Source organism: Cryobacterium sandaracinum (assembly GCF_004403415.1).
Lineage (GTDB): Bacteria > Actinomycetota > Actinomycetes > Actinomycetales > Microbacteriaceae > Cryobacterium > Cryobacterium sandaracinum.
Map to the genome: position 1 here is coordinate 1 of NZ_SOGO01000006.1, position 12,598 is coordinate 12,598.

Below are 12,598 nucleotides of genomic sequence, written 5' to 3' on the forward strand. Positions count from 1 at the left end.
CGAGACCGGGTGGCGGGTGTTGCACCTCGGTGACGGCACGCTTGAGTGGACGTCGCCGACCGGGCGCACGTTCGTGAGTGAGCCGGCCACGGTCATCCGCTCGGCGTCGACCACACCGTCGCCCGCCCCACCCGGTCGGGATGCCCAGTCAGGGGAGCCCACGCCGTTCTGAGGACGCGCGCGGCAGATACGCGAAACCGACCAGGAGTGCACCCGCGAACCATCCGCCGAGCGGAGCGCCCACCGGTAGTTACAGGAGAAGCACTGTTCCGACCAGGATCAGTATCCGGCGAGCACGGCGAAGAGACGCATCCCGTAAAGGAAAACGAACGGCAGATAATGCGCACCGACGATGATCATGCTTGCCGGGAAGAACAGGTTCGGTTCGGTCAGTCCCAGGGCAACGGCCACGAGCGTGCCCGAAGGGACGGTGAATGCGAACTGCGTCGCGAGCGCCGCCATCGGATGGCCCTTGGGCAATGCCGCTGGCCCGCCGGCGGTTCGAAGCGTGAGCGTCGTCAGGGGAAAAATCAGCATCCCACCCAGGAACAGCGTTGCGATCGATGCGCCTGGCGACAATCAAGTCGCCACGGCCGCCGCGATCAGCCACAGTGTGCCTGAAACCAATTGACCGACGAAGCCGCCGGGGTAGACACGTCGAACGTCCGCCTGAGCCTCATCAATATCCGCACAACGGCATCGTCCCACGAGTCGGCCGCTGGCCTGTCCACACGCTTGCTGGTCGGGCGTGACAGACCGGATCATCCCGTCGTCTTGTCAGGTCCGAACGACGAGCAGAGCACGTCGCGCCCCAGCTGTGCAGTGGAGATATCTCTCGTTTCGTGATGCCGGACTCGCGGGCGGACTCGGTGCGAACGACGGCGGCCTCACGGCGAGCGGCAGGCACTAGGAGCACGGTGTAGACGACGCCGACGAGTAGCAGGATTCCACCGTCGAGCCGCGTGAGTAGCCCATCCCCGGCGAAGATCAACATCAGAGCGGATGCGCCGACGATCGTCGGCAGAAATGGTGCCGACCGCGACCACCGTGACGCCGATCAGGGCGAGCAAGCCGATGACGAGCTCACCCAGCACAATCATGCGTTGAGACTACTCACGGACTTGCCCGGGCACCCAAAAACCGGTGAGGTTGACGCGTAGTCCGCATTAGGACTCATGATGAGAAAATCGCTCACCCGGACCCATCCCTCCGGTGCCTGATTGCCGAACGCTTACGCGTCAGGGTTGGGTGAGGCCAGTACCTCAGAGCAAGTCCGCCGTTCCGGCAGCACCGACTGTCGTGATCAGGTCGACGGAGAGTGCCGAGCCGAGCCGAACAGACAGCATGGCCGTGACACCAAGCGCCGAGGCGGGAATCGGGATGCTGCGTTGGCTCATGTCAGGCATTTCCGGACAGTGCGTTTGCTCCGAGCCGGCGCTGCGCGACCTGAACGTTCGAGCCGAGACGAGTGAGCTCCCGCTCGAGCTCCCGAGCTGCTGCCAATAGTGCGTCGTCGTCGAGCGGTTCGAGTGCGTCGAGGATGAACAGGGCGCTGGTGGTGGTGTCGGTGAGCTGGGTGCGACGTGCCTGACGCCAGTTCCAGCGTCGACACGTCACACCGCCCGCGTCGGTCCACACGACCTCCCCGGCGTCGGGATACTCAGTCACGGATGCGCCCTCGGACATGATCTCGAAAGGTTCCGACCCGGTTGCGCGGATCAGGCGTGGTGCTCCGACGTAGTGCGCCAGGTCCTCCCCGCCGAGCGGTACCACGTGCAGAATCGAGATTGCGTTGTACAGGTCCGTGAGTCGATTCACGCGGGGCAGCCCGGATGCCGCGCGGCGCATAAGCGCCTCCAGACTGTTGCGGGTGCGCTGCGGCTTCGCACCGAACGCCCGGTACGCCTGGCGCCACGCGGCAATGTGTGGAACCTCCTCGACAGCCTGTTGCTGGAGAGTGGAGCGGGCTGCCTCTTCCGCCGCGAGGAGCAGCGCCTCGCTTGCCTCATCACTCGGGCCGGACTCGAGTCCATCGACAGCGACCAACACCGCCCGGTAGTCGGGCCGTAACGCAAAGACGTCATCGTTGACTCGGGCGGCGTCGAGGAACGTGTTCAAGGCCGTCTGCTCAGGCATCAACGCGTTCCGTTCGGGTAGCCGAGCCGACGCCCGGGTCAAACACTGTCAGTGAGAATCGTGCTGCGTGCGGGCCGGCGTTGACGTAGGTATGGGCTACGTCGCCGGGGAAGGAGAGCGCGTCGCGATCGTTGAGCGTGATCGTCTCTTCTCCCGACGAAATCGAGATCGTTCCCAGGTGTACCTGCACAAGCTTTCTCGTACCGGCCGTATGCGGTTCACTCACATGTCGATCGCCTGCTTCGAGGGTCCAGTCCCACAGTTCGACGACGTTCGGCGGTGTAGTCACCGCGACGAGCACTCCGCGCCCGCCGTGCGCGCCGGTCCACAGCACCGTGCCCTCGCCCCTTCGGGTAACTTTCATCCGCTTCGATCGGGGCGGTTCGACCAGATCGGGGAGGCCCACGCCGAGGGCGCCACTGATCCGGAGCAGTGTCCCTACGCTCGGGTTCGCGGCACCCTGCTCGATGTTGACCAGCATTCGGCGACTCACCCCGGTGCCTTCCGCCAGCTGGTCAAGAGTCCACCGACGTTGTTGGCGTTCGTGTTTGACGCGTACACCGATGGCAGTCGCAAGTTCCGCAGCACTTTCCTCCATAAGTGCACGATAGTGCACTATTGGTACATCAATCAGAGTTTTCCCTCGGGTACCAACAGTTGGTCTCAGTGGGGGAGGATGACGATCTTGCCGATGTGTCGTCGCTCGGAGAACTCCGTTTGGGCTTCGGCGATCTCGGTCAGGGCAAACGTGCTGCTGACCTGAGGACTGACCTGCCCGCCGCGTGCAAGCTCGACGAGCCGACGAAAATGAACCCGGGTGTGCATCGAGGATCCGATGAGCAGCACATTGTGAAGATAGAGGCGGCGGAGGTCGAAGTCGATCACCGGCGCCGCCACAGCACCCGCGATCACCCAGCGTCCGTTGTCCCGAATCATCGGCATCATGGTGGAGACCCCCGGTCCACCGGCGATGTCAGCAACCACGTCCAACCCCGCCGGATGCTCCCGTCACGAGCACGGTTTCGCCGCCTCGCACGTTGGCACGTTCGAGCATTCCGATCGCGATGGCGAATGCCCACAGGCAGGCACGCCAGCTGCACATCCGATAGCGGGGAATCCAGCACGTCATGAGCATGGATGGCATCCACGGCGACGTACTGCGCGAACCCGCCATCGGCCTCGCTGCCCAGGTACCCCGCCGGAGACGCATTCTCGCTGTCGCATCCGTAGATAGCCGGGTCCACGAGCACCCGGCGACCCAACAGTTCTTCGGTCACACCATGACCCACCTCGACGACAATGCCGGTGATATCCCCACCCTGAATGCGCGAAAAATCAAACAAACCCAGTCAGCCGGCCTGCGCCGTGGGATTTTCCGGCGACCCATGTGCTCCCTGGCGCGTCCAAATGTCTGTGTTGTTGACGGCAGCCGCTGTTACTTTCACCAGCACCTGATGGTCCTGCGGCCGCGGCCGGAGCCAATCGTGGTGCAATTCCAATGCTTCGGGGCCACCGAATCTCATCCATATTTCGGGTTGCCAACGAGGGCATCGCCTTCACCGAACGAGTTCCTGCCCACCGTGCACGGGTTCGACGCGTTCTTCGGCAACCTCTACCACTTTAATACCGAGGAGGAGACGGAAACCGACCGCCGCCGTCGTGCAAAGTCAGTTCGGGCATACCCCAGTGTCTCGCGCAACCGTTCCTGCCGTTTCAGTCCTCCAGAGCCTCGCCCCGTTTCTCGGGGAGTCCAAGAGCGCCGAGTGCAGCGACCACGAAGAACATTGCAAAGACCGTGAAAAGAATTGCGGTCCCGCCCATCTCGCGCAGCATCGGCACGGCCAGCGGAGCCAGGATCGCGGCGATCCGTCCAACGCCGGCTGCCCAGCCGGCCCCGGTGGCACGGATGCGGGTCGGGTACAGCTCCGGGGTCACTGCGTAGAGCGCTCCCCACGCACCCAGGTTAAAAAAGGAAAGCAGCATGCCGGCACCGATCACCTGGGTGGCATCGCCGGCTACCGCGAATAACGCCGCCGCAAGTGCCGAGCCGGCAAGGAATACGGCCAGTGTCCTGCGCCGTCCCCAACGCTCGATGAGGTACGCCGAAGCGGCATAACCCGGCAGTTGGGCCACGGTGATGATCAGCGTGTACGCGAAGGAGCGAACGAGCGAGTATCCCGACGCGACCAGGATGGTCGGAAGCCAGATGAAGGCGCCATAGTAGGAGAAGTTCACGCAGAACCAGACCAGCCACAGCGCACCGGTTCGGCGACGCAGGCCGCGCGACCACAGCGCGGTGACGCGTGTCCGGGAACCGGTTTTGTTCGGCCCCTCACCTGTCTTTGCGGGGCGCGCAGAATCATAGGGTCCGGCGGTGATTCCGGCGGACTTTTCGAAACGTCGGACGGTCGACTCCGCCTCAGAGAGGCGGCCACGCGACTCGAGGAAGCGAACCGATTCCGGCAGCCGAAGGCGCACGACCACCGCGTACACGGCCGGAACCGCTCCGACAGCCAGTGCCCAGCGCCAGCCGTCGGCCGATGACGGTACGACCAGGTACCCGATGACCGCGGAAACGGTCCAGCCAATGGCCCAGAAGGATTCGAGGATGACGATGATGCGGCCGCGAATTCGTGGAGGCGCGAACTCGCTCACGAGCGTCGAAGCGACCGGGAGCTCACCGCCAAGACCGAGCCCCACGATAAATCGCCATGCAATGAGTACGGCCACAGTCTCGGACAGTGCCGACGCTCCCGTCGCGAGACCGTAAACGAGAAGGGTGAGAGCGAAAACCTGGCGTCGGCCGATACGGTCGGCCAGCAAACCACCGAGAACTGCACCAATGGCCATACCGACGAACCCGGCGGATGCGATCCAGGACAGCTCCACGTCGGAGACTTGCCATTGCACCGCCAATTGTGCCAGAACGAAAGAAATGAGTCCAACGTCCATCGCATCAAGAGCCCAGCCCAGGCCGGAACCCACAAGCACACGGCGGTGCTCCCGGGTGAACGGCAGCGCATCCAATCGCTCGGATCGACTGGGGCGTGCGCGAACTTCAGGCATCAGGTTCCCAATTCAGCGTTTGTGACCAGGCGGCGAACTGAGGGTGAAGCGTCTGCCGGATAATTGAACCCTATTGCACGAGACCTGCCCGACGTGAGTGTGTCAAGGAGCGGCGGCGCCGGGGTGCGAGACTGGCCAGACACAGTCGGCCGAGCGGGCGTACCCGCACTAGCCCAAGGAGTTCAACGATGAACACACCCACCACAGCATCCGTCCCAGCGCCTACTGCTGGCCTCTCCGCCCGCGTCGAACGAGCAGATCTCGATGTCGCCTCTTCATTCGCCGCGTTCGTCGAGAACGAGGCGCTGCAGGGAACCGGCATCACCGCGGACGCCTTTTGGCTTGGGCTGAGCACGCTGATCAGCGACCTCACTCCCCGGAACACTGAGTTGCTCGGCATCAGGGATGACCTGCAGGCCCAGATCGATGCCTTCCACCGGGCTAACCCCGGCCAGCCTGACCCCGGTGAGTACCGTGCTTTCCTCACCAGGATCGGGTACCTCGCGCCCGAACCCGGGGACTTCACCATCACCACCTCGAACGTCGATGTGGAGATCGCGTCGCAGGCGGGACCCCAGCTTGTCGTTCCGCTGCTCAACGCGCGGTTCGCTGTCAACGCGGCGAACGCCCGCTGGGGTTCGCTTTACGACGCGCTGTACGGCACTGACGCGATATCCGATGACGGCGGTGCGTCCCGGGCGGATTCCTACAACGCCGTCCGCGGCGGACGGGTGATCGCGCGCGGACGGGCTCTGCTTGACCAGGCCATCCCACTCGAACGGGGCTCGCACGCTGATGCCGTCGCTTACCGAGTCGAGAACGGTGCGCTGATCGTGGCTTTGAAAGACGGATCATCCGCTGTCCTGGCGTCGCCCTCGGCGCTGGTCGGCTACAGGGGAGAGGCTTTGGAACCGTCGTCCGTGCTCTTCCGACATCACGGACTGCACCTCGACGTGACCATTGATCGCAGCGCACCTATCGGGGCCACGGACAGCGCGGGCATCCAGGACATCGTGCTCGAGTCCGCTGTCACCACGATCATGGACCTCGAAGACTCGGTTGCCGCAGTCGACGCCGACGACAAGGTACTCGGCTACCGCAACTGGCGCGAACTCATGCGCGGCAGACTGAATGAGACCGTCAGGAAGGGCGCCGGCGTCTTCACGCGCACCATGAACGGCGACCGCGTCTACACCGTTCCTACCGGCGGCGAGTTGACGCTGCACGGCCGAAGCCTGCTGCTGGTGCGCAACGTCGGGCACCTGATGCAGACCGACACCGTGCGGGATGCGTCCGGCGCCGAAGTGTTCGAAGGAATCCTCGACGCGGTGCTGACCGTTCTCGGTTCGTTCCCCGACCTCGTCGGCGAGGCCCGCGGCGGCAACTCACGCACCGGCTCGGTGTACATCGTCAAGCCGAAAATGCACGGCCCCCACGAGGTCGCGTTCACCGTCGACCTGTTCGCCCGGGTGGAGCAGCTCCTCGGCCTGCCCTTACTCACCGTGAAGATCGGGATCATGGACGAAGAACGGCGAACGACGCTCAACTTGCGGGCCTGTATCGCCGTTGCCGCCGAGCGAATCGTCTTCATCAACACGGGATTCCTCGATCGCACGGGCGACGAGATCCACACCTCCATGCACGCCGGGCCAGTGGCCACCAAGGGCTTGATACGTTCCATGCCCTTCATGGCTGCCTACGAGAACGCGAATGTCGACGCCGGTCTCGCGGCGGACTTTCCCGGCCGTGCCCAGATCGGCAAGGGCATGTGGGCCATGCCCGATCTCATGCACGACATGCTCGAGCAGAAGATTGCGCACCCCCGTTCCGGTGCAACCACAGCCTGGGTCCCGTCTCCCACAGCGGCGACGCTGCATGCGATCCACTATCACGAGGTCGACGTGGCCGCCCGTCAACACGAACTGGCCGGGCGGACACGCCAGGCCCTGGACCCGATTCTCGTCCTCCCTCTCTCCGAGCGAGACCTCAGCGATGAGGAGCGCCTGACCGAGCTGAACAACAACGTTCAGTCGATCCTCGGCTACGTCGTTCGATGGGTCGATCAAGGGGTCGGGTGTTCCAAGGTTCCGGACATCCACGGCGTGGGGCTCATGGAGGACCGTGCGACGCTGCGCATTTCCAGTCAACTCCTCGCGAACTGGCTCACCCACGGCGTCATCAGCAAGACGGATGTCGACGCCAGCCTCGGGCGACTGGCGGCGGTCGTCGATGCACAGAATTCCGATGACCCGACCTATGAAGCGCTGATCGGCAGAACCGGGCCTGGGCTCGCGTTTCTGGCCGCCCGCCAACTCATCATCGACGGTGCATCCTCACCCAACGGATACACCGAGCCGATCCTCCACCAGGTCCGGAGGGCAAAGAAGCGTCAGGCTCCCGCGCGTTATTTGCTCTAACGGAACCTCATGCGGGCGGGTTGCAGTGCGGCAGCCGCCGGTGGCATACCTTCCCGGCGGGACCTACTTGATGCCGCCGGTTGGGCGTCCATCGAGCAGGTTGCTGGTGAACCTCGCGACGTCGTCCCGAAATTCGGCATAGGCGCTTGGGGCGGGCCCCTCCGAACGGACGAACACGTCCACTGCCTCGAGCGCTGAGGTGACGATGGAACGAGGTGAGCGCACTTCCCCTGATGAGTTTGCGGCACGATATCGTATGCCGGGGTGATTCTCGTGGTGTTGTCATACAGGTTTCATTACGCGTCTACTCGTGATTGCGGCGGGACTTGACAAGCAGCACCACGCCGAGGGCCAGCCACCAAAGCATTCCCAGAGGGATCAGTCCCATGGAGGCGAGCCAGATCCCGGGCAGGTCGATCGCTGCTGCCGTCATCAATGGCCCAGCCGTGAGCATCACGAGACGGAGGCCTGCGACTAATCCCAAGGCACATAACCAGATCGGACGGGAGCGGGAGTGAGCCCCGGCCACACAGATACCACGGACCAGACAGCGAGCGTAATGAGGCCCGCCGCAAGGAAACCATGGGTTCCCAACATCTGAATGGTGAGCTATGCGGACTGGCTCCATCCCCTATTGACCGAGTCGATGTAGAGCAACGTTCCGACCGACTCGCGCAAGACCCCATGCATGAACGAGAACGCAGCCGCGAAAAGTCCGAGCGCGCTCAGGCTTCGGCGCGTGATCATACTTGTGCGTGGCGTAAGCACATCTGAGATAGCGAAACTCGCCACGATGTACGCGAGTGCCATGATAAACACTGCGACCGCCGCCAAAGCGTGAAACTGCGGATACTGGCGCAGATAATCGAGGCTCACTGCGGAGTTGTCGGTGTCATCGAAACCGAGAACCGGTCCCATTAGCTCAAGGGTAAACATCGCGATGCCTGCGAGCCCAGCGAGGTCACGTCCCGCGGAGTGGTGGAGTTTCTCGACACCGTGCGGGTCAGCTGTTCTAGCTTAGGCGGCGGCGAGTTCGGGGAGGATCACCGCCTCGTCGAGGACCTCGATGGGGTTGTTCATGGTGGCCAGCTCGAGCATTGATGCTTCGGAGAAGTAGCGGCGTTCGCCGGCTTCCCACTCGTCATGCTGCTCGATCAGGACCGACCCGGCCAGGCGCAGCAGGGCCGCGGAGTTGGGGAAAACGCCGACGACGTTGGTGCGGCGTTTGATCTCCTTGTTGACCCGTTCCAGCGGGTTGGTGGACCAGATCTGGCGCCAGTGCCGCCGTGGGAACGCGGCGAAGGCGAGGAGGTCGGGTTGTGCGTCGACGAGCATGGCAGCGACCTTGGGGTGCGATCGGCCGAGCATGGTCGTGACTTCTCGGAACTGTTTCTCGATATGTTCGCGGTCCGGTTGGGCGAAGATGGTGCGGATGATCGAGGCGACCATGTCCTGCGATCCTTTCGGGATCACGGCGAGGACGTTGCGCATGAAATGCACCCGGCAGCGCTGCCAGCCGGCGCCCTGGAACACGGTCCCGATGGCCTTCTTCAGGCCGGTGTGAGCGTCAGACATAACCAGCTTGACCCCGTCGAGGCCGCGAGTCTTCAACGACCGCAGGAAGCTGGTCCAGAAGCCCTCGTTCTCGCTGTCACCAACGTCGAAACCCAGTACTTCACGGCGTCCGTCGGCAGCCACCCCGACCGCGACGACGATGGCTTGGGACACGATCCGGTGGCCGACGCGGGCTTTGCAGTAGGTGGCGTCGAGGAAGACGTAGGGGAAGTCCTGCGCGGCGAGGGTGCGGTCGCGGAACTGGGCGACCTCGGCGTCCAGGCCTGCGCAGATCCGGGACACTTCCGACTTGGAGATCCCGGTGTCAGCGCCGAGCGCTTTGACGAGGTCGTCGATCTTCCGGGTCGATACACCGTGGACGTAGGCCTCCATCACGACCGCGAACAACGCCTGGTCGACCCGGCGGCGGCGCTCCAGGAGCGCGGGGAAGAAGGAGCCGGCGCGCAGCTTCGGGATCTTCAGGTCGAGGTCCCCGGCCGTGGTCGTCAGGGTGCGCGCTCGGGTGCCGTTGCGGTGGGTGGTGCGGTCGCCGGGGCGTTCGAACGGGGCTGCACCGATGAACGCGGTCGCCTCCGCATCGATCAATTCTTGATACAAGGTTTCGGTCGCGACGCGGATGCGGTCGGTGACATCGGTGAGTTTGAGTTCTCCCAGCAGGTCAAGCAGGGCAAACTGGTCTAGAGCCATCGTGTGGTGTCCTTTGTGAGTTCTTTGATCGGTACTCACTGACCATCCCACGGTGGCTCTTCACGTTGACGAAGCAACACTCAAGAGCGGGAAACCACACCACTCACGGGGACGTAACCAAGAGACACCGATAGCAGAACGGTCTCCGCATCAACCTGCCAGCAGCCCGCTGGGAGATTGCGATATTGAATCCCACTTTCAGTGCGACGATGCAGGACGCCGGGTTGTTGACCCTGTGGCCGAGCTCGAGCCGGAGCAAGTCGCGCCTTTCAAATGCCCAGCGGGTAGCCGAGGCGAGAGAGCATGAGGCAAGGCCTTGGCCTTGGGCCTCGGCGGACACCCAGTAGCAGACCCTACCGGTGGCGTGTCGATGCTCCATGTTTTCGATGCCCACATTGCCGACAGCCCTGCCGTCGACGCTGATTGCGAAGTTGCGCACGGACGGGCTGGACGGGGCGAGCTGAAGTGCGATGAATTCCTGGCAGCGCTCGAGCGTTGACAGGTCGGTGTCGCCGACCTGGGTTGCGAGGTCATCGTTGGCACCGAAGGCGCGAAGCAGGTGCCCGGTGTCAGATTCGTCCCATGGGCGAAACTTCTGCACGCGATCGTCAGATCAAAGCGTCGGGCAACGCCGAGGCTTCTTCCCCGAATTGGGCGGTGCGGATAGCGATTCTGAACAGTAGGGTCGGGCCTTGGGGCCGCAGTTGACGCGTCCAGTTGGGCGGGAACCTGACGAGGTGACACTCGACGACCGGCGGCTTTCGAAAAGGCGGATTTCAGGTTCCGCACATGACTGCAACAGAGATGAGTGCAGCGATGACAGCCAGCTGGGTCCGCCTCTCACTCTGGGTTGCCGCCCTGGTCGCATGGTCCGCGCTCATCCTCGTCGGGCTGGTCCTGTTGGGGACAGGTCTCGATAGAACGTTCTTTTTTGAGCCAACCGGTGGGGCTCTCGAACGCGATCGTGTGGGGAAGAATCTCATTCTTGTTGGTTCGGTCGCCCTCTTCGCTGCCGCGGTCTGGGCTCGGTCGATGCACGCTCCCATCTGGTCCTGCGCCCTCGTCGCAGCCCCGGCTGTCCTTGTCGGCGGCCTCACCTTGTTTTTCGGAGGTTCTCTGTTCCCACACCTCAGCGCTTTGGTGGCTTTCCCTGTTGCCCTCGCTGGCCTGGTTTGCGGGCTTGTCCTCGCCAGGCCACTGCTTCGCGCTGTCTCCGCGCGCCCTAGCGCGTCGGTTGACCGTCAGGGATCAGACTGAGCTTTCGCCCGCCGTCGTCGAGTGCTAAAAACTATCCATCTGAAGACGGCAGCGTTAATGGCAGCCAAGAGAAAGAATCCCAAGTAGTACAACGCCGCGCTCATGGTCAATGCTCCGACGGCGAATTCTTCTGGCCCCGACACTTGCGATGAACCCAGTGAACCGACGACATAGTACGCAGTAGATAACGGCAACGTCAGTACCACGATGAGCAGAACCATCGCTTCGGGTGCGGCCGTCCCGCCGCCCAGTTCGAAGGCGCGCATCACGGACACTGCCGCAATGAGCCCGGCGACTGACACTAGGTAGGCGCCCATCGACCCCGCGGCCCAGGAGGGTAGGCGGTGGTTCCCTGTCGGCCTTACACGGTCGGTCGTCATTTCCGAAAGCTACAGGCCTTGCCCAACTTCGGGCAACAAGGACCGTTTCGACGTCTCGGGGAAAGGGCCTTTGGAAACGGTCTCCGCATGAATCTCCCAGCAGCCCGTTGAGAGATTTTGCCGTGGAGGCCAGTGCCGTTAACCGCGGAATTCGTTCGCGAACTGGGTACACCGATCGATTTCTACTGTGTTCACAGTACTTCTTTCAGGTCCAGGCGAGTGGATGGCGATTTCCGCTAGCTCCGGCTCCCCAGGAACTTCTCCAGCGCGGCGAGGTCATCGGTATTTATGTGGTCAACGCCGGCCTCGTGCAGCTCAGTCCAGATCGCTTCGCGGGCTTCGCTCGGAACATCGAGGGTCCCCCAGAAACGGACGCGGTAGCCCTGAGAGTGCGCCGACTGCACGTATTCGCGCAGCTTGACCTTTTCGCTTTCCGGCATCGGACCGACGCCCTGCCACACGAATAGCTTGTTCCAATTCTCACTGACCAGCGGCATGAGATCGGCTGGTATTCCAGATGTCAAGTCGCCGGAGCGGCCGTCATAGAAAGCCAATCGTGAGTCAAGATTTTGCATGGATTTTAGAGGGCGGTTGCCGCTGACCACGGCGACAACCGGTCCGGATTTGGTTTTGCCGTTCGTGTACTTGGTCATGATCGAGCGATGCTCAGCCAAGTCTTCCTCGATCGCAGCGTAGGTACTCTCGCCGTCACTCTTTATGTCGATCAGAAGTTGGAAGCTGCCATCCCAGCCAGAGTAGACACTGCCAGCACGGCCGTCCACGAGGCGGTCGAGCGGATCCAGGTAGAGGCTTTCGAGAGTAACCCCCGCCTGGACATCCTCGAGATCGTGAGCGACGAGAAGCTCGCCATCTACGAGCCAAACATCGGCTTCCACACTGGTGAATCCGTGCTCGAGGGCATCAAATAACGGACGCTCATGCTCATAGTCATTGTGCGCGTGGGCGGCATCCTGCGGTTCGCCGGGCACGATGTCGGCCTGTGATGGTGCGGCCGCGCCGCTGACGGTAGCGAGGCCGACGAGGGTAACGAGAACCAAAGCAGAATTTTTGACGATCATG

Annotated in this window: 13 protein-coding genes; 1 reads left to right on the top strand and 12 read right to left on the bottom strand. The window is 63.1% G+C overall.

The annotated features are described in order from the left end of the window. Positions 1-279: 279 nt before the first annotated feature. From E3T25_RS00155 to E3T25_RS00180, 7 genes are all read right to left on the bottom strand, one after another. Positions 280-579 carry a DUF7010 family protein gene (locus E3T25_RS00155; RefSeq protein ID WP_134371455.1) on the bottom strand — a complete coding sequence of 100 codons (300 nt, stop codon included), beginning with the start codon at positions 577-579 and terminating at the stop codon, positions 280-282. 683 nt (positions 580-1,262) lie between these two features. Next, complete coding sequence (locus tag E3T25_RS16570) at positions 1,263-1,406, bottom strand: hypothetical protein (RefSeq protein WP_166784809.1); 144 nt, start codon at positions 1,404-1,406, stop codon at positions 1,263-1,265. Further along, a complete protein-coding gene (locus E3T25_RS00160; protein WP_134371457.1) occupies positions 1,399-2,136 on the bottom strand; it encodes a B3/B4 domain-containing protein in 738 nt (245 codons plus the stop codon). Before E3T25_RS00160 ends, E3T25_RS16570 begins: the two co-directional genes overlap by 8 nt. Then, on the bottom strand, positions 2,129-2,734 hold the full coding sequence (locus tag E3T25_RS00165) for a helix-turn-helix domain-containing protein (protein WP_174722144.1): 606 nt from the start codon (positions 2,732-2,734) through the stop codon (positions 2,129-2,131). The genes E3T25_RS00160 and E3T25_RS00165 overlap by 8 nt, the downstream gene beginning before the upstream one ends. A 65-nt stretch (positions 2,735-2,799) precedes the next feature. Continuing rightward, positions 2,800-3,126, bottom strand: a complete 327-nt coding sequence (locus E3T25_RS17130) for a zinc-binding dehydrogenase (RefSeq protein WP_255572934.1) — start codon at positions 3,124-3,126, stop codon at positions 2,800-2,802. Continuing rightward, entirely contained in the window at positions 3,078-3,479 is a 402-nt protein-coding gene (locus E3T25_RS17835) for an alcohol dehydrogenase catalytic domain-containing protein (RefSeq protein WP_198415622.1), read from the bottom strand. The genes E3T25_RS17130 and E3T25_RS17835 overlap by 49 nt, the downstream gene beginning before the upstream one ends. Before the next feature lie 370 nt (positions 3,480-3,849). Next, positions 3,850-5,202, bottom strand: a complete 1,353-nt coding sequence (locus E3T25_RS00180; RefSeq protein WP_104099590.1) for an MFS transporter — start codon at positions 5,200-5,202, stop codon at positions 3,850-3,852. 188 nt (positions 5,203-5,390) lie between these two features. Between E3T25_RS00180 and E3T25_RS00185 the strand changes: the two genes are divergently transcribed. Then, positions 5,391-7,619, top strand: a complete 2,229-nt coding sequence (locus tag E3T25_RS00185; RefSeq protein ID WP_134371463.1) for a malate synthase G — start codon at positions 5,391-5,393, stop codon at positions 7,617-7,619. Between the two features lie 304 nt (positions 7,620-7,923). On the opposite strand, the gene E3T25_RS17600 is transcribed toward E3T25_RS00185, so the two are convergent. The 5 genes from E3T25_RS17600 to E3T25_RS00205 form a co-directional block, all read right to left on the bottom strand. Beyond that, positions 7,924-8,052, bottom strand: coding sequence for a hypothetical protein (locus E3T25_RS17600; RefSeq protein WP_255572935.1), 129 nt, complete (start codon positions 8,050-8,052; stop codon positions 7,924-7,926). A gap of 176 nt (positions 8,053-8,228) precedes the next feature. Next, positions 8,229-8,555, bottom strand: coding sequence for a hypothetical protein (locus tag E3T25_RS00190; protein WP_206750252.1), 327 nt, complete (start codon positions 8,553-8,555; stop codon positions 8,229-8,231). Positions 8,556-8,636: 81 nt separating this feature from the next. Then, on the bottom strand, positions 8,637-9,881 hold the full coding sequence (locus tag E3T25_RS00195; protein WP_134371467.1) for an IS256 family transposase: 1,245 nt from the start codon (positions 9,879-9,881) through the stop codon (positions 8,637-8,639). 103 nt (positions 9,882-9,984) lie between these two features. After that, entirely contained in the window at positions 9,985-10,482 is a 498-nt protein-coding gene (locus E3T25_RS00200; protein WP_134371469.1) for a GNAT family N-acetyltransferase, read from the bottom strand. 1,272 nt (positions 10,483-11,754) lie between these two features. Continuing rightward, positions 11,755-12,597 carry a phosphatidylinositol-specific phospholipase C/glycerophosphodiester phosphodiesterase family protein gene (locus E3T25_RS00205; protein WP_134371471.1) on the bottom strand — a complete coding sequence of 281 codons (843 nt, stop codon included), beginning with the start codon at positions 12,595-12,597 and terminating at the stop codon, positions 11,755-11,757. Between the last annotated feature and the right edge of the window lies 1 nt (position 12,598).